Origin of the sequence: Burkholderia sp. M6-3 (assembly GCF_050858985.1) — a bacterium.
Lineage (GTDB): Bacteria > Pseudomonadota > Gammaproteobacteria > Burkholderiales > Burkholderiaceae > Paraburkholderia > Paraburkholderia caledonica.
Window position 1 is genome coordinate 1,724,508 of the sequence record NZ_CP110090.1, and the last position, 23,290, is coordinate 1,747,797.

Here is a 23,290-nt window from a genome sequence, read left to right on the forward strand (position 1 = left end):
AAGTATTATATGCAGTCCAACCCAGTCACGTTTTCATGTCCCTGTTCAAGAAATGTTTCGTCGCCGGCTCGATTCTCGTCGTGCTGGCCGCAGCCGCGATTGCTGGCGGATACCACTGGGCCAATAGCCCGCTCGAGCTGAACCCCGCGCAACTCGACGTCACCGTCAAACCGCACAGCAGTCTGCGCAGCGTCACGCTGCAACTGAACCGCGGCGGCGTGCCCGTCGAGCCTGAACTGTTCATCGTCATGACGCGGCTACTCGGTCTTCAGAGCGAGCTCAAGTCGGGCAATTACGAGTTCAAGACCGGCGTCACGCCATACGAAGTGCTGCAAAAGATCGCTCGCGGCGACGTCAACGAATACGTTGCGACTGTCATTGAAGGGTGGACGTTCAGGCGCATGCGCCAGGAACTGGACGCCAATCCGGCGCTCAAGCACGACAGCGCCGGGATGAACGACGCGCAGCTGATGACCGCAATCGGTGCGCCTGAGGCGTCGATCGGCAACGGCGAAGGGCTGTTTTTCCCGGACACCTACCTGTTCGACAAGAACACGAGCGATCTCGACGTCTACCGCCGCGCATATCGGCTGATGCGCGCGCGCCTCGACGAAGCGTGGGTCGCGCGCTCGCCGAACCTGCCGTACAAGACACCGTATGATGCGCTGATCATGGCGTCCATCATCGAGAAGGAAACCGGCAAGAAATCCGACCGGGCGATGGTCGCCGCCGTCTTCGCGAACCGTCTACGCGTGGGCATGCCGCTGCAAACCGATCCGACCGTGATCTACGGTATGGGCGAGAGCTATAACGGCCACATCCGCAAGAAGGACCTGCAGACTGACACTCCCTACAATACCTATACGCGGATGGGCCTGCCGCCGACACCTATCTCGCTGCCGGGCGTGGCGTCGCTGCAGGCGGCGATGAACCCCGCGCAAACCAGCGCGTTGTACTTCGTCTCGCGCGGCGACGGCAGCAGCATCTTTTCCGACACCCTCGGCGATCACAACAAGGCCGTGGACAAATACATTCGAGGGCAATAATGGCGCGCGGCAAATTCATTACGTTCGAGGGCATAGATGGCGCCGGCAAGACGACGCATCTGGCCTGGTTCCGCGAGCGGCTGGAACAGAAGGTGGCGGCCAGCGGCCGCTCGGTCGTCATGACCCGCGAGCCGGGCGGCACGCCGCTTGGCGAGCAGATCCGCGAGATCGTGCTGCATCAGAAGATGGATCTTGAAACCGAGGCGCTGCTGATGTTCGCGCTGCGCCGGCAGCATCTGGCCGAAGTGATCGAACCGGCGCTCGCGCGCGGCGACTGGGTGCTCTCGGACCGCTTCACCGACGCCACCTTTGCCTATCAGGGCGGCGGCCGCGGGCTGCCGCGCGACAAGCTCGAAACGCTGGAGCGCTGGGTTCAAGGCGGCTTCCAGCCCGATCTCACGGTGCTGTTCGACCTCGCGCCCGAGATCGCTAACGAGAGGCGCAGCGCGGCGCGCGATCCGGATCGTTTCGAGAGCGAATCGACGGCATTCTTCGACCGCACCCGAGCCGAATATCTGCGGCGCGCGGAAGAAGCGCCTTATCGATTCGCTATCATTGACTCTTCGCAAAGCATTGCGCGCATTCAGAAACAGCTTGAGGAGCTTCTTGCAAGTCTTTGATATACAAGCAATATAAGAAATTATTCTGCCGTCCAAAAAGCTTGTGTAATACCTCATAAATCGCGTCCAACTGACTGATCAGAAAGAGAAAAGATGATTTATCCGTGGCAATCCGATGACTGGAACCGCCTGCAGCAACTGCGCGACCACTGGCCGCACGCCTTACTGCTGCATGGACAGGCGGGCATCGGCAAGCTGCGCTTCGCGCAGCATCTCGCGCAAGGTCTGCTGTGCGAGGACCCGCGGGACAACGGCGAACCGTGCGGCGCGTGCGTCGCGTGCAACTGGTTCACGCAAGGCAACCATCCCGATTACCGTATCGTCGTGCCCGAGGCGCTGGCGGCCGAAGCCGGCATCGGCATCGGTAATGGCGCGGACGAGAAAGCCGAAAAAGCCGATGGCGAAGAAGGAAAAAAAACGCGTGCACCCAGCAAGGAAATCAAGATCGAGCAGATTCGCGGCTTGCTCGACTTCGTCGGCGTGGGTTCGCACCGCGGCGGCGCCCGCGTGGTCGTGCTGGCTCCGGCGGAGGCGCTCAACATCGCGGCGGCCAATGCACTGCTGAAAACACTCGAAGAGCCGCCTGCGGGCGTCGTGTTCCTGATGGTGTCCGCGCGGATCGACCGGCTTTTGCCCACCATCATTAGCCGTTGCCGCCAATGGCCGATGAGTCTGCCCGCGCCGCAGGCCGCGACCCAATGGCTCGCCGCGCAAGGCGTGGCGGGGGCGCCGGCGCTGCTCGCCGAAGCGGGCGGCGCGCCGCTGACCGCACTCGCGCTTGCTAGCGACGAGAATCGCACGTTGCGCGACTGGACGCTCAAGCAACTGGCCGCCGGCCCGGAGTGCGACGCCTTCGCGTGCGGCGAGGCGCTGCAAAAGCTGCCCGTGCCGCTCGTGCTCGGCTGGCTTCAGCGATGGATGTACGATCTGCTCGCGCAGCGCACCGCGGGCGCGCCGCGCTATTTTCCGCAGGCGTCGGCGGCGTTGACGCGCTGTGCGTCGCAAGCCGACGCGAGCGCGTTCGCCCGTTTCATGCGCGCCGTAACGCGCCAGCGCGCGGTCGAAAATCATCCGCTGAACGCGCGGCTCGTGTTCGAGGAACTGTTTCTCGGTTACCGCGAACTTTTTGCATGACGCAAGGCGGCGCTCCCCGCGTGCGGCGAACGTCGTTTGCATCCGATAGCGCTTTACCCGTTAGCCGGTTCTTCAATTCAATCTGAAAGCACCATGAGCCTGTCTTACCGCGATGCCACGCTCGACGATCTGCCTGCCATCGTCGCCATTTACAACTCGACGGTGGCCTCGCGCCAGGTGACCGCCGATCTCGAACCGGTCAGCGTGGAAAGCCGCGTTGCATGGTTTCACGCGCATGGGCCGCACAAACGCCCACTATGGGTTGTCGAAGACGCCGAACAGCCGCAACGTGTGATCGCGTGGCTGAGCTTTTCGGATTTTTATGGCCGTCCCGCCTATCAGCGCACCGCCGAAGTCAGTATCTATCTCGACGAGCGCGCGCGCGGCAAGGGCCTCGGTAAGCAGTTGCTGGCGGCCTCGCTGGCGGCGGCGCCGGCGCTCGGCATCGACACCGTGCTGGGATTTATCTTCGGTCACAATGAGGCGAGCCTGCGTCTATTCCGCGGCTTCGGTTTCGACACATGGGGCTCGCTGCCGCGCGTGGCCGTGCTGGACGGCGTGGAGCGCGATCTGGTGATCCTCGGCAAGCGCCTCGACGCGCACGGCGCGGCAGCCTGACCGCCTCGGGCCATTCCTCGGGCCATTCATTTGCAGGACATCATCATGTTTGTCGATTCGCACTGCCACATCAATTTCGAAGGACTCGCCGACCGCCTGCCGCAGGTGCTCGAGAATATGCGAAGCCACTCGGTCACGCACGCGCTGTGCGTGTCGGTGGACCTGGAAACGCTGCCGTCCGTGCTCGATATCGCGAGCCGGCATGAGAACGTGTACGCGTCGGTGGGCGTGCATCCGGACCACGAGGACATGCGCGAGCCAAGCGTCGCGGAACTGGTGGAGCTGGCCGGGCATCCGAAAGTGATCGCAATCGGCGAGACGGGGCTCGACTACTACCGCCTGGAAGGCCGCTCGATCGCCGATATGGAATGGCAGCGCGAGCGTTTCCGCACGCATATCCGCGCCGCGCATGCCACTGGCAAGCCGCTCATCATCCATACGCGCTCTTCGTCGGAAGACACGCTGCGCATCATGGCCGAGGAGCGCGCGAGCGAGCCGGGCGGCGTGATGCACTGCTTTACGGAGCCGTGGGCCGTGGCCGAACAGGCACTGGCGCAGAACTTCTACATCTCGCTGTCGGGCATCGTCACGTTCAAGAGCGCGACGGATGTGCAGGACGTCGCGCGCCGCGTGCCTCTGGAGCGCCTGCTGATCGAAACGGATTCGCCTTACCTTGCGCCGGTGCCGTACCGCGGCAAGCCTAATGAACCAGCGTACGTCAGTTATGTCGGACGTTTCATCGCGCAGCAGCGCGGCATGACGGACGAGGCGCTGGCGGCCGCAACCACGCAGAATTTCTTCCGTCTATTCAAGCTTTCCGCGCCGGTTGGTGCATTGTGAAAGTGGATACATATCAAGAGGATAGGGGCCAACCCTAAAGTAAAATATGATCAACAGTTCCAGTTTTTCCGACGTGCGGCAAGCCGCCCAAACGGCTCGCGCCGCATGCACGTCGGCGCGCCGCAGCTTCTCGCGCGCCGCGCTGGCGGCTACGGTGGCGTGTGCCGCGCTGAGTTCGCTGATCGCGGCACCCGCTCAGGCCGCGCCGATCGATTCGCTGATCAAATCAGTCAAATTCGACGACGTCGACGGCGTCAAGAAATTGCTCGCCAAGGGCATGGATCCGAACAGCGTCGATAACCAGGGCATGCCGCTTCTGGTGCTCGCCGCGCGCGAGAAGTCCGACAAGGTCGGCGCCGCGCTGCTCGCCAATCCGAAAACCAACGTCGAGATCGAAGACAAAGCCGGCGAAAACGCCATGATGATGGCCGCGCTGAACGGCGATATCGACTTCGTCAAACAGTTGATCGCGAAGGACGCCGAAGTGAACAAGAAGGGCTGGGCGCCGCTGCACTACGCGGCGGCAAACGGCCACGACGACATCGTGAAGCTGCTGCTCGACCATTCCGCCTACGTGGACGCGGGCTCACCGAACGGCACCACGCCGCTCATGATGGCGGCGCGGGGCGGCCATGTGTCGACGGTGAAACTGCTGCTCGACAACGGCGCGGACCTGACGGTCAAGAACCAGATCGGACTCACCGCACTGGATTTCGCGAAGACCTATAAGGAGCCGGACGTGGTTGAAGGTCTGACCGCGCGGTTGCAGCAGATGCAGCAAAAGTAGGGCGCGCGGCGCGCCGGCATGCGCCGGGGTGCACCGCCTACTGCCTGAAGATCGCGGCTGCCGGCCTGCTGCCGCATCGCAAAACAGTGCAGAATGACGACTTTGTTGCGGCGCGTTCGCGCGCCGTCCGGATGCGGCAACAGACCGCCTGATAAACGACCCTGGAAAGGAACACCATGCTGCGGGCTTTGATTTTCGCCAGCGCGTTTGCCGTACCGTTGTCGGCAGCCGCGTTTACGGGGGGCGACCTCAACAAACTGTGTACGAAGACCGACGTCGCGTCGCGCAGCGCGTGCGCCGCATACATCGAAGGCGCCGCCGACGGTATCTTCAACACCATCGACGCGATTGGCGGCACGACGGGACCGCGCGTCGGGCAATACTTCTGCTTGCCTCAGGACGCGCGCTCGGCGCAGCTGACCGACGCCGTACGCAAGTACATCGCGGAAAATCCGATTGTCGGGGGCTACAACGCTAGCACGGCAATCTCGCTGGGACTCGGCAAGGCATTTCCTTGCAAAAGCGGAAGTTAGTGTGAGTTGAAAGGACGTGTGCCGCACGACGCACATGTTCTCCCATGAGTCGACGCCACGCTGCACAAGCGCGGCCTGCTCGAAAAGCGGAGCGCATCTTTGGATTAGCGCGCCCGCCTTGAAAGCGCTTCACGGTGTTTTCAGCGCTTTTCACGAGCGCGTCCGGCGGGTTCGTCCCGCGGCGCGTGTCACATTGTGCCGTCGCCGCGTTTCATGGCCGCCGGCCTGTCCCTATCCAATCGAAAAGGAGGTTGTCCTTCATGCCTTTTCTCGACGAACTCAACCACCTTGACCGTATCGCCGAAGCGCCGCTGCACACGTGGCTGGGCGCGTTGATGATCTCGGTGGTCGTTGTGCTGATCGGCATCGGCATGCACCGCGTGGGCGCACGTATCGTGACCCGAATCGCGCGGCCCTATCCGCTCACCAGCGTCGTGCTTCGCTACATCGACAAGCCTTCGCTGTTCGCGCTCACCATTCTCGCGCTGGAAGCCGTGTGGTGGGAGGCGCCTGACACGCTAACGTTCATATCGCCGTTGCGCGACGCCGCCGCTATCGCGCTGATCGGCGCGTTGACCTGGCTGTCGGTGCGTTCGGCGGCAGCCATCGGCGAGGCAATCATCCAGGCGCATCCGCTCGACACCGCCGACAATCTGCAAGCGCGGCGCATCCATACGCAGGCGAGAGTGCTGGCCCGCTCCGTGATGCTCGTGATTGTGATCGTCGGCGTGGGCGGCGCCTTGATGACGTTTCCGAATGTCCGGCAGATCGGCGCGAGCCTTCTTGCATCGGCGGGCGTGGCAGGTCTGGTTGCCGGTATCGCCGCGCGGCCGGTGCTCGGCAATCTGATCGCCGGCTTGCAGATTGCGCTGTCACAACCGATCCGGCTCGACGACGTCGTCGTCATTCAGGGCGAATGGGGGCGCATCGAGGAAATCACCGGAACATACGTGTCGGTGCGCCTGTGGGACCAGCGGCGGCTCATCGTGCCGCTGCAATGGTTCATCGAAAACCCGTTTTCGAACTGGACGCGCAGCAGTTCGCAAATTATCGGCACGGTGTTTCTCTACGTCGATTACCGGATGCCGCTCGCGCCGCTTCGCGAGGAGCTCGCGCGCATTGTCGCGGCGGCGCCTGAGTGGGACGGGCGCGTGCAGGTTCTGCAAGTCACCGAGGGCACCGAACGCTCGATGCAATTGCGCGCGCTCGTCAGTTCGCTCGATTCGGGCCTCAACTGGGACCTGCGCTGCCGCGTGCGCGAAGGGCTGCTCGACTTCATCCAGAAGCACTATCCGCAGTATCTGCCGCGCGCGCGTGCGGAGGTGTCGGCGGAACTCGAAAACGGCAAGGGCGAGCCGCTCGACTGGTTGCCGCGCGGCGCTGGCACGCCGGCGGGCAGCACGGCAGCGCATACTGAGGCGGACCCAGTGGCGAGCCGGCCCGCTCAGGCGACGGGCGCCGCAGCGCCGGCGCACAAGGTCAAGGAAATGGCCTAACGGCCGCAGGTGTCCGCGTGGAGCTTCTCCGCGCGGACCGGCGCCCACGGCGATGCAACCGATCGATCGCTAAAGGGTCGAACCGTCCACTTACACATAAACTCGGCGCGGCATGGCGTGCACCATGCGAAAGTTTGTCGAGGCGCTCGCTGCGTGACGAGCGCCGGCTGCACCCTGGCAGATGCCGCGCGCAACAAGGAGGACTAGCAACATGGGCCGACTGATCGTCGTGTCGAATCGCGTCGCAACGCCGACGGAAACCAAAGGATCGGCGGGCGGCCTCGCCGTTGGCGTGTTCGGCGCGCTGAAGGACGCCGGAGGCGTGTGGTTCGGCTGGAGCGGCGACGTGGTCAGCGAGACCGTCGCCAACGCCGGGCCGACGCTCGAACAGGACGGCGCGGTCACCTTCGCAACGGTGGGGCTTACGCGCAAGGACTACGACCAGTACTACCGCGGCTTCTCGAACGCGACGCTGTGGCCGGTGTTCCACTACCGCAACGATCTCGCGCGCTACGAGCGCGAGGAGTATGCCGGTTACCGGCGCGTCAACGCGTGGCTCGCGCACAAGCTGATCAAGCTGCTCGAGCCAGACGACGTGATCTGGATTCACGACTATCACCTGATCCCTTTCGCCGAAGCGCTGCGCAGCGAAGGCATCACGAACCGCATTGGCTTCTTCCTGCACATTCCGTTTCCGGCGCCGCAGATTCTGCTCAACATTCCGCCGCACGAGGAGCTGGTCAAATCGCTGTCGTGCTACGACTTGCTGGGCTTTCAGACGGCGACCGATCAGGAAGCGTTCCACGATTACGTCACTCGCCACGCGCGCGGCTCGGTGTCGAACGACGGTCTCGTCGAAGCGTTCGGCCGCAAATTGCGTACGGGCGTCTACCGCATCGGCGTGTTTCCAGACGAGATTGCCGAGCAGGCAAAGCGCTACGAAAGCCGTCAGCACGTGCTCGATCTGAAGCAGAGTCTCGAAGGCCGCAAGCTGATCATGAGCGTCGACCGGCTCGATTATTCGAAGGGGCTCGTCGAACGCTTTCGCGCATTCGAGCATTTGCTGGAACGTTCGCCCGAATGGCGCGGCAACGTCACGCTCGTACAGATTGCGCCGCCCACGCGTTCGGACGTCGCTACGTACCAGAAGATCCGTCAGGATCTGGAGTACGAAGCAGGGCGCATCAACGGGCGCTATTCTGGTCTCGACTACACGCCGATCCGCTATCTGAACCAGCAATACGACCGCTGGAAACTGATGTCGCTGTTCCGCGAATCGCAGATCGGCTTCGTCACGCCGTTGCACGACGGCATGAATCTCGTCGCGAAGGAATATGTCGCCGCGCAGAATCCCGACGATCCGGGCGTACTCGTGCTGTCCATTTTCGCGGGCGCCGCAGCCGAACTGACAGGCGCGCTGCTCGTGAATCCGCACGATGCAATAGGCATGTGCGAGGCGTTGCAGCGCGCGCTGCAAATGCCGCTCGACGCGCGTCAGCGGCGTCACGAGATCAACATGGCGGCGCTGCGCAAAAACGATCTTGGCGTGTGGCGCGACAGTTTCCTGCGTGACCTGCGCAGCGTGCCGCTGCAGAAGCCCGCCATGGGCGGCGGGCATAAGTAGTGAGCGGTCCGAAACGGCATGTCGTGTGCGCATGCAGGCGTGGCTCGCAAGGGCGCTGCGCGCCTGCGGGCCTCCGGACATCATATTCACGGATGGCCGCGTGCTGAGCGCGCTCGCCATCGCCGGTTACCGGTCGTTGCGCGAATTGATCGTGCCGCTTGGGCGGCTTAACGTCATCACGGGTGCCAACGGCAGCGGGAAGTCGAGCGTCTATCGGTCGCTGCGCCTGCTTGCCGAAACAGCGCGCGGCGGCGTGATCATGTCGCTCGCGCGCGAGGGCGGTTTGCCGTCCACCTTATGGGCCGGCCCGGAGCGTTTCTCCCGGGGCATGCTGAGCGGCGAATTCGAGGTTCAAGGCACGACCCGCAACGCACCGGTCAGTCTGCGGCTCGGCTTCGCGGGCGATACGTTTAGCTATGCGATCGACCTTGGCTTGCCGCATCCGGGTACCAGCAGGTTCGTGCTCGATCCTGTCATCAAGCGCGAGTGCATCTGGAGTGGACCGGTGCTGCGGCCCTCGGCGTTGCTGGTGGATCGACAAGGAGCGGCGCCGCGCACGCGTGATGAAAACGGCGACTGGCAAACGGTACCGCAACCCGTCGCGAGCTTTGACAGCATGATGACGGAGTTCGCCGACCCGCGCTGTTCGCCGGAGATGATCGCAGTGCGCGAACAGATTCGCTCGTGGCGCTTCTATGACCATTTCCGCACGGATGTCGACGCGCCCGCGCGCATCCCGCAAATCGGCACGCACACGCCGGTGCTCTCTGACGACGGCGCGGATCTCGCCGCGGCTTTGCAGACCATTCGCGAGATCGGCGACCCCGCTGCACTCGACGCCGCCATCGACGATGCGTTTCCCGGCTCTCGGCTCGACGTCGCCACACAGGACGGCCGCTTCGAAGTGCTGATGCAGCAGCATGGTTTGCTGCGTCCGCTAAAAGGCGCGGAACTGTCCGACGGGACCCTGCGGTATTTATTGCTGGTCGCCGCCCTGTTGACGCCGCGTCCGCCCGCGTTACTCGTATTGAACGAGCCCGAAACGAGTCTGCATCCGGACCTGTTGCCCGCGCTTGCGCGGCTCATCACGCGGGTCGCCGCGCACTCACAGGTGCTTGTCGTCTCGCACGCGGCGCGGCTCATCGCGTCACTCGAACTCGAAGACGCGAGCGAGTCGATCGTCCTCGAGAAGCATTTCGGTGCAACACGTCTCGCCGACGCCGAAGAGCGCGACATCCCACCGTGGAAATGGCCGTCGCGCTGACGCTCGACGCGTGTGTGCGGCTCCAATATTTCGATGGCGCCTGCGATGTAAGCTGAATGTAACAGCGCCCAATAAATGCAATACCGGGCGCTTTTTAGCGCCTGCCAGGGAATAATGCTTCGATGCCTGTGGCGCGCGCGCCTTTCTCGGCGCCATTAATCGAAAGACGGAAGACCTGCCTGCAAGCCCGGCGCCTATCTACGCAGGGTGAACCTGGCCGGGTCGGGCAGCACCGGGCCGTGCCAGGGTGTGCACGATCCAGCGCCGCAAGCCGTCAGTTCACGGAGACAACTATGAAGATTGCGCAGATCGCCCCCTTGACCGAATCCGTGCCGCCGAAGCTGTACGGCGGCACGGAGCGCGTCGTGTCGTACATTACCGAGGCGCTCGTGGAACTCGGCCATGACGTGACGCTGTTCGCAAGTGGCGACTCGGTGACGAGCGCGAAGCTGGAGGCCGTGTGGCCGCGCGCGCTGCGCCTCGATCCCGGCATCCGCGATCGCGTGGCGCCGCACATGCTGCTGATGGAACTCGTGCGCCGGCAGGCCGAAGAGTTCGATGTCCTGCATTTTCACCTCGACTATTACTCGTTCTCGGTGTTCAAGCGGCAGGAGACGCCGTTCGTCACGACCATGCACGGCCGGCTCGATCTGCCCGAACAACAGCCTGTGTTCGACACGTTCAACACTGCGCCGGTCATTTCGATTTCCAATGCGCAGCGCCATCCGCTGCCGCAAGCGCGCTGGCTGACCACGGTGTATCACGGCTTGCCGGAGAAGCTTTATACGCCGCAGCCAGTGGAGCAGAAGTACCTCGCGTTCCTCGGCCGTATTTCGCCCGAAAAGCGCGTCGACACGGCGATCCGTATCGCCGGGCGTTGTGGCATGCAGATCCGCATCGCGGCAAAGGTCGACACCGCGGACCGCGAATATTTCGAGCGCGATATCCGGCCGCTACTGGACTTGCCGCACGTCGAGTTCATCGGTGAGATCGCAGATCATCAGAAGGCCGAATTCCTGTCAGGCGCTCATGCACTGCTGTTTCCGATCGATTGGCCGGAGCCGTTCGGCCTCGTCATGATCGAGGCCATGGCTTGCGGCACGCCGGTCATCGCGTTCAATCGCGGTTCGGTGCCGGAGGTGCTCGAAGACGGGTTGACCGGCTTTATCGTCGAAGACGAGATCGGTGCGGTGGCCGCGGTCAACCGGCTGCACAAGATGCCGCGTGCCGGCGTGCGTCAACGCTTCGAGGAGCGCTTCACGTCGCACCGGATGGCGCAGCAGTACGTGGACGCGTATCAGTCGGTGATCCGCGCGCAGAAGCGTTCGCGGTTCAAGGTGGTGGATAGCTCGGGACGCTGATTGCTGCGAGCAGGTCATGCGGACGGTACTGGAGGTCTGGTCACCGGGTTGACATGTGCACTTGCTCGTTGCAAGGGCTCATGTCGACTGCTCCGCGCACCGTTTTCAGAACCTTAAGTTGAACGCATAAAAGTCGACAGGCCGGCCTCCGCGGGCGGAGCCGGCCTGTTTGACGTTTCCGCGCACTGCGATGTATCGCGCGGTTCTTATTGCGCAACCCCCGTGTCCAACCCGGACACCGTTGCGGGAATCAGGCGGACAGGACGCGCAGCCCGCATACGTCCGGGCGGTTATCGTGATGCGACGTGATGCGAGGCCGCTGGTCCGCCGTCAAATCCTTAGATCTTCAGGCGCGAAACCTTCGTGCCCTGCAGCGACAGATCGCCCATCAAACCAGTATTGGTCAGCACGAACACTTGCACCGGCGCCGTGGCGGTAGTGGTGTCGATCACGCCGTTGGCGCCCATCTTGATGAGCGCGACCGAAGCATCGCCGCCCACCGACCAGCCGTCGGCATTGCGGAATTTGTCGAGCGCGTCCTGCGTCATGAACAGGAAGATGATGGCCTTCGACTGTGCGCCGGCCTGCAAGCCGAACGAGCCGGAAACCGTGCTGTAGTAGCCCACCGTGCTGCCGCTTACGCGCAGCGAGCCTTCGCCGTACTGCCCACCGACGATGAAGCCAGCCTGCAGCACCGACGGGAACACGAGCACGCCGCGCGCCTTCGAGACGAGTTCGTGTGAACCCTTAACGGTCGTGTACAGGCGCGACAAGGTGCCGTCGACGCTGGCGTCGATCGATTGACGTTTGGACGCGTCGGTGGACGGTGTGTCGTGGCCGCCGGTGTTGGTGGTACAACCGGCAAGTGCAAGGCCTCCGAAAGCGAGCGCAGCGGTAGTCTTCAACATGAAGTGTCGTCTTTGCATCGTTTTTCTCCGTATGGTTCCTTGGCGCAGCCGCGGAAGTTACGCGGCTGTCTTCTGAGTTATATCACACGGCAGGCCAAAAGGCGCCCTCACACGCATAGGCGAAAAGCCTTATGTGACGGGGCTTTGCGGGAGATCGCAATAGATACGCTGTAAATCTGACCGGCTCCCGCGACGGGGCTCGCCACGCGTAGAAAGCGCGATTGAACGGGCTCACGGCGTCGCAGGTTCGCTCGTGGCTTGTCGAGCGGCGGCCGCATAGAAACCTAAGCAGATGCACATTTTTACCGATTCGGATGCGCTGCAATTTGCGCTGTCAACGAACGAAAAGTGTTGTCCCGGCGCCGCACACCCTCTACTTCGGCGCACGCTATCCGCCGTGGTTCGCCTGGCTCTTGACCGTGGGCGGCCGCCTGAGTGCGCGCCGCACCCCGCCGATCAGCACACCCACGAGAAGCAGCGTGAGCGCCGGCACGATCCAGTAACCGACGAACGCATGCCACAGGTAAGCCATCAAGGTAGAGCGGCGCACGCTGTATTCGTTGCGGGCTTCCTGCTGGCGCGGCGCGTTGGCCGCCAGCACGTCGGCCGGGCAACCGGCGGCTTGCGCCTCGTCAGGCTTGCCGTGGCAGCGGGCGGGGGCGCCGGCGGCGCGCTGTGCGTCGGTGAAATTCCAGGTGGTCAGCGCGCGCTCGAGGTCGACGGCGTTGTAGGCCATCTCCTCGCGAATTTCGCTGACTGCAACGATCGCCACGGGCACGGCCCAAAATACGATGACGACCAGCCACCGCCTCAACCAGCGGTTTTTATGCTTCGATACCATCCTTGCCTCCAATCGATGCTTTTCGGCATCAACGACAAGATGGCGGCCCGTATGGATATTGTGTGGGGTGGGCCGTCTCCGCAGCCATCATAGAAGAAAAACGGCGCGTTCGGGCGGCGGCTCGGAGAAGGGCGGGGAAAGCGGGTGAGGGAAAAGCGCAAACAGCATAATGCGACGATCGAGCGCCGCGAGGCACGCGGCGCTTTTCCGGCGATGCCCGGGCTCAGTTGGCCGGCGCGGAAGACAGGCAGCTCTTCATGAACGCTTTGCGTTCGTCGCCCTGCTTGCCGGTGGCTTGCACGTTGCACGCCTTCATCTTGTCCTGCTGGCTCATCGGTGCGGCAGCCGGCTTCGCGGAAAGGCAGGTTTTCATGAACGCCTTGCGCTCGTCGCCTTTCTTGTCGGCGGCCTGCTTGTTACAGTCCGCCATCTTGGTTTGCTGGCTGTTCTCTGCAAACGCGGGCGAAGCGAGGACGGCGCCGAGTACCAATGCAGCGATTGTGGATTGGAATTTCATGTGACACTCCCATCGGTGTAGAAACATTTTTGGTCTTCATGCACGCGGGCGTCGACGCATCCGGCCCTCGGCAGATCCATTATGGCAAATGCTGTCTGCATCAACGGCCAAAACCGCGTTTGCGTTGACATGCGCACCCGCGCGTTTTCCCTGATAGAGCAGCGCCTGCGGCATTCGCGGCATTCAAAAGGCCCAATTGCGGACAGGCCATTATGTTATGCATTGCAGATTAATTGACGAATGCAGCGGGCCCGTAAATCGCAATGTCGCCGCTGCGAGTGGCGGAATAAAAAAATTCGCGCTGAATTTTTCTTTTGCTGCGCTCGCACACGAATAGCAATTGGTAAGGAAATCCGAACCGAAATTCAGAAATCTATCTGCCGCGCAGCGGTGTGCATGGGGCGCCGATGCTGTCGCGTCAGACAAACCAGAGGAGCATGCCATGCACTACCTGCTGACCTATGACCTTGTGCCCGACTATCTCGAACAGCGCGGCGCGCACCGCGAGCGGCATCTGAAACTTGCGTGGGCTGCGGCGGAGCGCGGCGAACTGCTGCTCGCCGGGGCGCTGAACGAACCCGTCGACACTGCCGTGCTGCTTTTCACCGGCGAGTCGCCCGCAGCCACCGAGGCCTTTGCCAAGGCGGATCCGTACGTGCAAGCGGGCCTTGTGAAACGCTGGCGCGTGCGCGAGTGGACGACCGTAGTCGGCCAGGGCGCAGCCACCCCGATCCGCTAGAAGAACGCGCCGACGAACGCGCGGGCGAGGTGTCTTGCCTGCGCTGTTGCCAGGAGGCGCAACGGGTCTTCTTGCCACATCGATGTCATCTAGCCTTGGCACCTTGCACTCGATGCGCTCGCAACCAACTGACGCAGCCGGCCACGTCAAAATTTCGAAAAATCTGGAGTGCCGCCGTGCCTGAGAAATTACATAGGTTTATTCGCGGCTTTTTCGAATTCTCAGGCTCGCTACAGAAAAACCGGTGCTATCGCAGCAAGCATTTCCGTTACGGCTTGACGTGAAATGATCGAATACGCAAGAGAAGTTTGTTTCTATCCGTAACACTTGTCGCAACGATATTCACGCAAACCCTGGTGGTGGTATGCTTCGTGCACAATTCTCCCATGCACGAGTGAGACCACGTTCTGTGCTTCGCAATAGGGACAAACCGCACTAACACAGGGCGGTATTGATCACCAGACAGAACGTACAAAACATATTTGTGCAACCGAGGGCTACACACGGATCGTGAAAGTTGAATTCGTGGTCAGCCCAAAGCCGCGGCCCGGCCAGGCTGCGTGGAGAAAATCCATGTTTTTCGATGAGCTAAGCAATGACGAATGGGCGCTGCTCTCAGCGCTTGTCTCAGATGAGCCGGCCGTCCGTCTGAACCGACGCGGGCGGCCTCGTGCCGACCCACGTGTCGTGGCGAATGCTGTGTTGTGGATCCTCACCACCGGTGAGCCGTGGTCGAAGCTGCCGGGACGGTATCCGTCGGGTCCCACTTGCCGGCGCCGTTTCGAAGAATGGCAGTTGAACGGTACGCTGCTCGAGATGGTTCGGCTCCTGTCCAGGACTGGACGCACGTTCGCGTACGTGCCTCAACCTGCGCCGCTGGGTGCCGCCAAGCCTGCGGGCAAGCCGGCCGCGCAGGTCGCGGAAACCTCGAGATCGCGGGACGATGCTCCGCGTGGTGTGACGTGGAAGAGCCCCGAGTCCTGGCAGGCGCCCGGCACGAGTGGCAACGGCGCGAACGCTCTGCACGCGGCGCTTCCGTCTCACGCGCGCGACTGGCGTTGCGCCGATCCATTTGCCGACATCACACGTCAGCTGGCGGGTGTCGACAATGTCGCACCAACCGAACCATCTGCACCGCAGACACCTTATGCACCGCCGGCAGTAGCGCGAGCGCCGGCCTTTCCGACGCCTTCGGTCGTCTATGCGCCGCGCCCTGCGCTGCGCGTTGACCTCGGCGCGATAGGCGAAGCCGGTGCAGTCGGCGCCGCCATGCAGAGTCTGGATTCGGCAATTGCGTCGGCGCGAAAAATGCCCGCAGCAGCGTTGCAGCGCAGCGCACTGCCGGCAAGTCTCGCACCGCGCGGCCGGCAAGTTGCCGAGCGACATGGCTATCTGATCTACGTCGCCGCCGAGCGTGTGCCTAACGATATGTATCGCGCATGGGCGGAGATCATGATGGACGGCAGGCGCGTCGAGCGTTCCGGTCTCGTCGGTCCGCGTTTCGCCGATCCCCAGGCCGCCGAGCAGTATGCGTTCGAGTGGGCGGCGCAGTGGGTGGATCGCGAGTGCCGTACGCTGGCCGCAGCGCAAGCCGCGCCCCAAGCGCGCGCGCCGCAACAGCATGCAACGCCAATGCAAACGCACAAGCCTGGCTATGCGCCAAATGGACCGACCACTCATGCGCCGTATGCAGGGGCGCCGGCTCGTCCGCTGTCCGGACTGCGTCATGTGCCGGAGCCGGTCGCCGCGCATCATGGCGCGCCGTTGCATGGTCCTCTGAATGCATTTCGCGGACCGCTGCGGCGTTATGCGAGCGAACCGTCCGCCGTGACCGCGTCAGGCACGGCGAACATCGCAAGTGCGGTGAATGCGGTGAATGCCGCCGACACGGCAGCACATGTAGTCAACGAACGCGAAGCAGCAGAACGTTATCCGTCATACACAGAACTCATCTCCCACGCGGGATGAGCATGCAGTACCCCGCGGCTGTCGGAGCAACCGCCGCAGGTTTCTGCTTCATTCGCTGTGATTCAGGGCTGTGCCTGCAAGTGACTTCGCGTACGTGATTCAGTACTTCACTGGCGTCCGTATGTGTCGTCGAAGCGCACGATATCGTCTTCGCCGAGATACGAACCGGATTGCACCTCGATCATTTCGAGCGGCATCTTGCCGGGATTCTCAAGACGGTGTGTGACACCTAGCGGGATATAAGCCGATTCGTTTTCTGAGACGATAAAGCGCTCTTCACCTCGCGTGACGAGCGCGGTGCCGCGCACGACAATCCAGTGTTCAGCGCGGTGATGATGCATTTGCAGCGAGAGGCGAGCGCCCGGCTTCACGACGATGCGCTTGACCTGGAAGCGCTCGCCGGAGTCGACGGAATCGTAATTGCCCCACGGGCGATGCACCTTGCGATGATTGGCCGCTTCGAGGCCGCCCTCGCTGCGAATACGCGCCACGATCTTCTTGACGTCCTGCACGCGCGATTTATCCGCGACGAGAATGGCGTCGGCCGTTTCGACTACCACCAGATCCTGCGTGCCCACGCAGGCGATCAGGCGTCCTTCCGAATGGGCAAATGTGGAAGATGCGCCTTCGAACATCACGCGCCCACGGCCGACGTTCTGCTCGGCGTCTTTCTCGGAGATGTCCCAGATTGCGTCCCACGAACCCACGTCGGACCAACCCGCCTGCAAAGGCATGACAACGCCAGCGGCTGCGGTCTGATCGTTGCCGAGTTGTTCCATGACTGCATAGTCGATCGAGTTGGACGGCGACGCGCTGAACGCGTCGCGCTGCAGCCGGAAGAAATCGCCATCTGATTTGCCGCCCGCATAAGCCGCGTCGCACGCTTCGTAGATGGCGGGCTGAAAGTGGCGGATCGCCTTCAGCCAGGTCGACGCTCGCATGATGAAAATGCCGCTGTTCCACCAGTATTCACGCGATTCGACATAGCGCTGCGCAAGTTCGAGATGCGGCTTTTCGACAAAGCGGTCGAGCTTGTGCGCGGCGATCGGAGCGTTGGCGTCGGTGGCATCTTGCGCGGCATCGTCTGCCCGCATTTCATCAGGATTGCCAGGCGTAGCGACAGGCGCGCCGATCCGGATATAGCCATAGCCCGTTTCCGCGCGGGTCGGCACGATGCCCATCGTAACGATATTGCCTGCCGCCGCGTGTTGCACACCCGCGGCGACCGCTGCGTGAAATCCGTCGAGGTCGGTGACCGCATGATCAGCGGGCATCACGACCATGATGCCGTCCTCGTCCTGGGCGGCGATTGAAAGCGCGGCGACGGTCAATGCAGGCGCCGTATCGCGGCCCACGGGTTCGAGTATCAGCCTGCTTGGTTTGCCGCTCGTGCGCAGTTGCTCGGCGGTCGTGAAGCGCTGTTCCTCGTTGGCCACCACGACGAGTTGGCCGGTCAGCGGATAACCGGCCTCAAGGCCGTCGAGGCGGCGCGTGGTGGATTGCAGCAGCGAATCTTCGCCGAGCAGCCCGATCAACTGCTTCGGGTGCTGTTCGCGCGACATCGGCCACAACCTCGTGCCGGAGCCGCCCGCCAGAATCACGGGATGGACCTTCAGTTTGACGTGCGTGGACGTCGCTTGCGTGGACCGGGTGTCGGCGGACGTGGCCGTAACCGGAGCTGTCATGATGGACTCCTCGGGGGCTGGGTGAATGCATCGAGTTTTATCACGAAGGACGAAATCAATAAAAGCGCGTTAAATGAAAACTATATATACGAGGCTATAAATTCGGCGTCTCGTGAAAAAAGAATGTCACCGCCACGGTTCCAAAAATAAAAATTAAGCGCAAAAAACTGGCGACTTAATTTTTTACCGCCGATGGATAAGTAAGACTATCTAACGAGCCGGCAGGGCACGAAGAAAAAATCCGGCTGCAGAACGCCGGAGAACACGCACGGGAAGCTCAAAGGACCGTCATAACGCATCTTTGTCGGTAAAAAATGCCGAATAAATTGCATCAAAAATGCAGAAATTTCGACCGATACATTTTGAGATTTTTGCAGCCTTGCGAAGCGAATTTTAATAACGCTTTATCTATACCTGCAGAAGGACATTCACTCATTCCGAGACACGTTTTTCGCTGCGGCCGCGTATCCGGTTTAGTCATGCGGGAAACGGAATTGCAATTAGCACCGCTTCAACTGGTTTCGCGTCGGGCAATTATTCGCCAACGCGATGACCGGCGTTGTGCGTGCTGCTGCCGGAATGACCAGGCCGCGTATTTCGAACCCTTTCGAATCCACCAGCCGACTAACCGACGGGATGGCACTTGACTGACGAACTGAGGGGCAGCACATGCTGAGCGTTCTATCGAGAATCATCGACATCGCGATGGTTGCGCTCGGCGCCGCGATCGCGGCGGCCGTGCACAACGGGGAAGTGGTGTGGCTGGACGATATGCAAAGCGTGTCGCTCGCTTTCGACGTCCTGCTCGTGGTGGTGTTCTTTCCGGCGCTCGGCATCTACCAGTCATGGCGCGGCAAGCCGTTGTACGACCTGCTGTGCCGCGTCGCGGGCGGCTGGGCGATGGTGGAAGTCACCGGCGTGCTCATCAGCTTCACGCTGCATCGCGCGGACAGTCTGTCGCGGCTGTGGCTCGTGTATTGGGCGATCGCCACCATCGTGCTGCTGATCGTCACGAAGGTAATCGTCTATTCGATTCTGCGCGGACTGCGCCGGGAAGGTTTCAACCAGCGCGCGGTGGCGATCGTGGGCGGCGCGCCGTATGGACGTTTCCTGATCCAGCAGATGCGCAGCCGTCCGGACGCGGGCTTCAGCCCGGTCGTCGTGTTCGACGAAGACGCCACCATCAACCCGTACGAAGACCCGGATACGTCCGACGCGATCGAAGGCGTGCCCGTGGAACGGGACTATCAGCGCATGATCGAGCTCGTCCGGCAGCGCGCGATTCGCGAGTTGTGGCTCGCACTGCCGATCTCGAAGGAGAAGGAGATCCATCGCTTCGTGATGGATCTGCGCAACGACTTCGTGAATATCCGCTTCATTCCCGATGTGCGCAGCCTGACTCTTTTCAATCAGCCGATGGTCGAGTTGCTCGGCGTGCCGGCGATCAACCTGGCGGCGTCGCCGATCACCGATTTGCGCGTGCTGCCCAAGCGCGTCTTCGACCGGCTCTTTGCGCTTGCCGCCTTGACCGCGCTCGCTCCGGTCATGCTCGTGATCGCGGCGATGGTCAAGCTCAGTTCGCCGGGCCCCGTGTTCTTCCGCCAGAAGCGTAAGGGCATCGACGGACACGAGTTCGAGATTTACAAATTCCGTTCGATGAAAGTGCACAAGGAAGAGGCCGGCAGGATCACTCAGGCGACGCGGCGCGATCCGCGTATCACCGTGGTGGGCGCGTTCCTGCGCCGCACGAGCCTCGACGAACTGCCGCAGTTCATCAACGTGCTGCGCGGCGAGATGTCGGTGGTCGGGCCGCGTCCGCACGCGCTCGAACACGACGACATCTACAAGGATCTGGTGAAGGGTTACATGCACCGCTACCGGATCAAGCCGGGCATCACTGGCTGGGCCCAGATCAACGGTTATCGCGGCGAAACCGACCGCATCGAAAAGATGATGGGCCGCGTCAAGCTCGATCTCTACTACATGCAGCACTGGACCTTCTGGCTCGACATCAAGATCGTCGTGCTGACGCTGTGGAAGGGCTTTGTCGGCAACAACGCATATTGAACCAACTCCAATTTCCTGCGAGGTAACACATGAACCTGACGATCATCGGTAGTGGCTACGTAGGCCTCGTAACGGGCGCATGTCTGGCCGACATCGGCCACGACGTCTTCTGTCTCGACGTCGATCAGCGCAAGATCGACGTGCTCAACAACGGCGGCGTGCCGATCCATGAACCGGGTCTGCAGGAGATCATCGCGCGCAATCGCAAGGCGGGCCGCCTCACGTTTTCGACCGATGTCGAAGCGGCGGTCGCGCACGGCGACATCCAGTTCATCGCGGTCGGCACGCCGTCCGACGAAGACGGCTCCGCCGATCTGCAATACGTACTCGCCGCCGCGCGCAACATCGGCCGCCATATGACCGGCTTCAAGGTGATCGTCGACAAGTCGACGGTGCCTGTCGGCACGGCGTCGCGCGTGCGCGAAGCGATCGCGCAAGAGATCGAGAAGCGTGGACTGAACCACATGTTCTCGGTCGTATCGAACCCCGAGTTCCTGAAGGAAGGCGCGGCGGTCGAAGACTTCACGCGACCCGACCGCATCGTGCTGGGTTGCGATGAGGACGTGCCCGGCGAGAAGGCACGCGAACTGATGAAGCGCCTCTATGCGCCGTTCAACCGCAACCGCGAACGCACGCTCTACATGGACGTGCGCTCGGCGGAATTCACCAAATACGCGGCGAACGCGATGCTCGCCACGCGTATCTCGTACATGAACGAACTCGCGAATCTGGCCGATCGTGTGGGCGCGGATATCGAGGCTGTGCGTCGCGGCATCGGCTCCGACCCGCGCATCGGTTACGACTTCCTGTATGCGGGCTGCGGCTACGGTGGTTCGTGCTTTCCGAAAGACGTGCAGGCGTTGATCCGCACGGCCGCCGATCACAACGCCAACCTGCGCATTCTCGAAGCGGTCGAAGCCGTCAACGATACGCAGAAGAAGGTGCTTGCCCAGAAGATCGTCGCGCGCCTCGGCGAGGATCTGTCGGACCGCACCTTCGCCGTGTGGGGACTCGCGTTCAAGCCCAATACCGACGACATGCGCGAAGCACCCAGCCGTCCGCTGATCGCGGAGCTGCTGCGCCGCGGCGCGCGCGTGAAAGCGTATGACCCGGTCGCAATCGACGAATCGAAGCGCGTGTTCGCGCTCGATCTGAAGGACGTGCCGCAGCAGCATGCACGCCTTCACTTCGCGAACGAAGAAATGGAAGCTGCCGACGGCGCCGACGCGCTCGTGATTCTCACCGAGTGGAAGGTCTTCAAGAGCCCGGATTTCGACGCGCTGAAAACGATCCTGAAGACGCCGCTCATTTTCGACGGCCGCAATTTGTATGAACCGGACACGCTGCTCGAACTCGGCATCGAGTATCACGCAATCGGCCGTCAGCATGCGTTGCGCAATGCGCCCGCGAGAGTCGGCGCAAACGGCCTGCCGCTCACGCCGGCGGACGCGCTCGCGGCAGCGGAGGCGGGCCACTAGGCCGGCTTGCATCCCGCTCGCAGCTGTATCGCCACGCATCTTCACGGAGCCCGACATGTTCGCCAATGTTCTGATCGTCTGCCACGCCAACGTGTGCCGTTCGCCCGCCGCCGAAATGCTGTTCAAGGCACGCCAAGCCGCGCGCTCGCATGCGTCGGCGGGGGCGATTGCGTTTCATTCGGCGGGCGTGCGGGCGATGAACGGTCACGGCATGGACCCGGTCATGCGGCGGCTGCTCGCCGAGCGCGGCGTTGCCTCCGAAGCGCATTATTCGCGGCGTCTTGACCGGCAGCTCGTGCGGTCCGCCGACCTCGTGCTCGTGAGCGAGCGCGCGCAGGCGAGCGAAGTCGAAGCCCTCGATCCGGCTTCGCGCGGCAAGGTCTTCCCGCTCGGCAAGTGGGAAGACGTGCCCGACGTCGCCGATCCGCACGGCGGCGAGGAATCCGCCTACAGGGAGAGTCTCGTGCTCATCGAACACCTGGTCATGGGATGGTTGAAAAAAATATGCTGATGAAAACACACGCTACACAAGCTACACACGCATGCGCGAACCGCAACGCTAACCTCAAAGCGAACCTCAAAGCCAGGTTCGCCGCCACGCTGCTGCTGACGTCCTTTCTGTCGGCCTGCGCCACCGCACCGGGCAACTATCTCGACACGTCGCGTCTGAAAGACGACGGCCAGCACGAGAGCCAGCCTGCGGAAACCTATCCGGTCCATGTAATCGACGCTACCGTTGTCGCTGCGCAAGCGCAGGCCGAAGCCAGCACGCCGCCGCGCCCGCTGCCCACGTCGACCTTCAGCGATCCGTCGCAATACGTCTACCGGCTTTCGCCGCAGGACATTCTCGGCATCACCGTGTGGGATCACCCTGAACTGACCACGCCGCAGGGCAGCACGCTGTCGGCGGGCGGCACCAGCACGCAGACCATCGCCGGCGCGTTGCAGCAGCCGTACACGGCCGCGCTGCCGGGCCAGGCCGATCCGTACGGCCAGACCATCGCCGCCGACGGCACCATCTATTTCCCGTTCGTCGGCCGCATCCGGGCTGCGGGCAAAACCGTCGGCGAACTGCGCGATCAGCTCGCGAGCGGACTCGTGCGCTATATCCGCAATCCACAGGTCGACGTGCGCGTGCTGTCGTACCGCGGCCAGAAAGTGCAGGTAACGGGCGAGGTGAAGACGCCGGGCCCGCTCGCGGTGAGCGACGTGCCGCTCACGCTGGTCGATGCGCTGACGCGCTCGGGCGGCACGACTGCCGACGCCGATATCCAGCGCGTGCGCCTCACGCGCAACAACAAGCTCTATGTGCTCGACGCGAACCGCATGCTGGATGCAGGCGACACCACGCAGAACGTGATGCTGCAAAACGGCGACGTGATCAACGTGCCGGACCGCAGCAACAGCCGCATCTTCGTGATGGGCGAGGTGAAGACGCCGATCCAGTTGCCGATGCTCAAGGGCCGTCTCACGATTGCCGACGCGCTCACGCAAGCGGGCGGCATTCTCGACACGGACGCCAATCCGCGCCAGATCTTCGTTATGCGAGGCATGCGCGAGCATCCGACCACACCGGACGTGTACCGCCTCGATATGACGCAGCCCGACGCGATCATGCTGTCCGCGCAGTTCCAGTTGCAGCCGATGGACGTCGTATATGTGGGCACCGCCGCATCGACCACGTTCAACCGTGTGTTGCAGCAGGTGTTGCCGAGCGTGCAGACGCTGTTCTACCTGAAGCAGCTCACACGCTAGGCGCGTGAG

21 protein-coding genes are annotated in these 23,290 nt (G+C 62.6%); 17 read left to right on the forward strand and 4 right to left on the reverse strand.

Features of this window, described 5'->3' with window-relative positions; all coding sequences use genetic code 11:
- Positions 1–35: 35 nt before the first annotated feature.
- The 11 genes from mltG (at position 36) to OH764_RS07555 (ending at position 11,323) form a co-directional block, all read left to right on the forward strand.
- On the forward strand, positions 36–1,046 hold the full coding sequence (gene mltG / locus OH764_RS07505) for an endolytic transglycosylase MltG (RefSeq protein WP_498848581.1): 1,011 nt from the start codon (positions 36–38) through the stop codon (positions 1,044–1,046).
- On the forward strand, positions 1,046–1,666 hold the full coding sequence (gene tmk / locus OH764_RS07510; RefSeq protein ID WP_498848582.1) for a dTMP kinase: 621 nt from the start codon (positions 1,046–1,048) through the stop codon (positions 1,664–1,666). Before mltG ends, tmk begins: the two co-directional genes overlap by 1 nt.
- 93 nt (positions 1,667–1,759) lie before the next feature.
- The gene (locus OH764_RS07515) at positions 1,760–2,800 is read left to right on the forward strand and encodes a DNA polymerase III subunit delta' (protein WP_498848583.1); all 1,041 of its coding nucleotides are present in this window, start codon (positions 1,760–1,762) and stop codon (positions 2,798–2,800) included.
- Between the two features lie 93 nt (positions 2,801–2,893).
- On the forward strand, positions 2,894–3,418 hold the full coding sequence (locus tag OH764_RS07520; protein ID WP_498848584.1) for a GNAT family N-acetyltransferase: 525 nt from the start codon (positions 2,894–2,896) through the stop codon (positions 3,416–3,418).
- A gap of 45 nt (positions 3,419–3,463) precedes the next feature.
- A complete protein-coding gene (locus tag OH764_RS07525; RefSeq protein WP_498848585.1) occupies positions 3,464–4,258 on the forward strand; it encodes a TatD family hydrolase in 795 nt (264 codons plus the stop codon).
- A 46-nt stretch (positions 4,259–4,304) separates the two neighbouring features.
- The gene (locus OH764_RS07530) at positions 4,305–5,045 is read left to right on the forward strand and encodes an ankyrin repeat domain-containing protein (protein ID WP_498848586.1); all 741 of its coding nucleotides are present in this window, start codon (positions 4,305–4,307) and stop codon (positions 5,043–5,045) included.
- 176 nt (positions 5,046–5,221) lie between these two features.
- On the forward strand, positions 5,222–5,578 hold the full coding sequence (locus OH764_RS07535) for a Rap1a/Tai family immunity protein (protein WP_317022000.1): 357 nt from the start codon (positions 5,222–5,224) through the stop codon (positions 5,576–5,578).
- Positions 5,579–5,838: 260 nt separating this feature from the next.
- Positions 5,839–7,074, forward strand: a complete 1,236-nt coding sequence (locus tag OH764_RS07540) for a mechanosensitive ion channel family protein (RefSeq protein ID WP_498848587.1) — start codon at positions 5,839–5,841, stop codon at positions 7,072–7,074.
- Between the two features lie 211 nt (positions 7,075–7,285).
- Entirely contained in the window at positions 7,286–8,698 is a 1,413-nt protein-coding gene (gene otsA, locus OH764_RS07545) for an alpha,alpha-trehalose-phosphate synthase (UDP-forming) (protein WP_087754713.1), read from the forward strand.
- Between the two features lie 100 nt (positions 8,699–8,798).
- Positions 8,799–9,962: an AAA family ATPase gene (locus tag OH764_RS07550; RefSeq protein ID WP_498848774.1), complete on the forward strand. Its 1,164-nt coding sequence runs from the start codon at positions 8,799–8,801 to the stop codon at positions 9,960–9,962.
- 293 nt (positions 9,963–10,255) lie between these two features.
- Positions 10,256–11,323, forward strand: a complete 1,068-nt coding sequence (locus OH764_RS07555) for a glycosyltransferase family 4 protein (RefSeq protein WP_498848588.1) — start codon at positions 10,256–10,258, stop codon at positions 11,321–11,323.
- A gap of 338 nt (positions 11,324–11,661) precedes the next feature.
- Here OH764_RS07555 and OH764_RS07560 read toward each other — a convergent pair whose 3' ends face one another.
- The 3 genes from OH764_RS07560 to OH764_RS07570 all read right to left on the reverse strand — a co-directional run bounded on the left by OH764_RS07560 (position 11,662) and on the right by OH764_RS07570 (position 13,589).
- A complete protein-coding gene (locus OH764_RS07560; protein WP_498848589.1) occupies positions 11,662–12,249 on the reverse strand; it encodes a lipid-binding SYLF domain-containing protein in 588 nt (195 codons plus the stop codon).
- 370 nt (positions 12,250–12,619) lie between these two features.
- Complete coding sequence (locus tag OH764_RS07565; RefSeq protein ID WP_498848590.1) at positions 12,620–13,072, reverse strand: hypothetical protein; 453 nt, start codon at positions 13,070–13,072, stop codon at positions 12,620–12,622.
- 223 nt (positions 13,073–13,295) lie between these two features.
- Positions 13,296–13,589, reverse strand: a complete 294-nt coding sequence (locus OH764_RS07570) for a PsiF family protein (RefSeq protein ID WP_498848591.1) — start codon at positions 13,587–13,589, stop codon at positions 13,296–13,298.
- 442 nt (positions 13,590–14,031) lie between these two features.
- Here OH764_RS07570 and OH764_RS07575 point away from each other — a divergent pair, with 442 nt between their 5' ends.
- Both OH764_RS07575 and OH764_RS07580 read left to right on the forward strand, forming a co-directional pair.
- Complete coding sequence (locus OH764_RS07575) at positions 14,032–14,328, forward strand: YciI family protein (RefSeq protein WP_498848592.1); 297 nt, start codon at positions 14,032–14,034, stop codon at positions 14,326–14,328.
- 573 nt (positions 14,329–14,901) lie between these two features.
- Positions 14,902–16,296 (forward strand): transposase, encoded by a 1,395-nt coding sequence (locus OH764_RS07580; protein ID WP_498848593.1) that lies wholly within the window; start codon positions 14,902–14,904, stop codon positions 16,294–16,296.
- A 107-nt stretch (positions 16,297–16,403) separates the two neighbouring features.
- On the opposite strand, the gene OH764_RS07585 is transcribed toward OH764_RS07580, so the two are convergent.
- Positions 16,404–17,981: a glycosyltransferase family protein gene (locus tag OH764_RS07585; RefSeq protein ID WP_498848594.1), complete on the reverse strand. Its 1,578-nt coding sequence runs from the start codon at positions 17,979–17,981 to the stop codon at positions 16,404–16,406.
- Between the two features lie 669 nt (positions 17,982–18,650).
- Between OH764_RS07585 and OH764_RS07590 the strand changes: the two genes are divergently transcribed.
- From OH764_RS07590 to OH764_RS07605, 4 genes are read left to right on the forward strand one after another with little or no spacing between them, the layout of a single operon-like run.
- Entirely contained in the window at positions 18,651–20,048 is a 1,398-nt protein-coding gene (locus tag OH764_RS07590) for a sugar transferase (protein WP_498848595.1), read from the forward strand.
- A 29-nt stretch (positions 20,049–20,077) separates the two neighbouring features.
- Positions 20,078–21,526 (forward strand): UDP-glucose dehydrogenase family protein, encoded by a 1,449-nt coding sequence (locus tag OH764_RS07595; protein WP_498848596.1) that lies wholly within the window; start codon positions 20,078–20,080, stop codon positions 21,524–21,526.
- A gap of 55 nt (positions 21,527–21,581) precedes the next feature.
- Positions 21,582–22,037 (forward strand): arsenate reductase/protein-tyrosine-phosphatase family protein, encoded by a 456-nt coding sequence (locus OH764_RS07600; RefSeq protein WP_027778334.1) that lies wholly within the window; start codon positions 21,582–21,584, stop codon positions 22,035–22,037.
- Entirely contained in the window at positions 22,031–23,281 is a 1,251-nt protein-coding gene (locus tag OH764_RS07605) for a polysaccharide biosynthesis/export family protein (protein WP_498848597.1), read from the forward strand. The genes OH764_RS07600 and OH764_RS07605 overlap by 7 nt, the downstream gene beginning before the upstream one ends.
- Positions 23,282–23,290 lie beyond the last annotated feature (9 nt).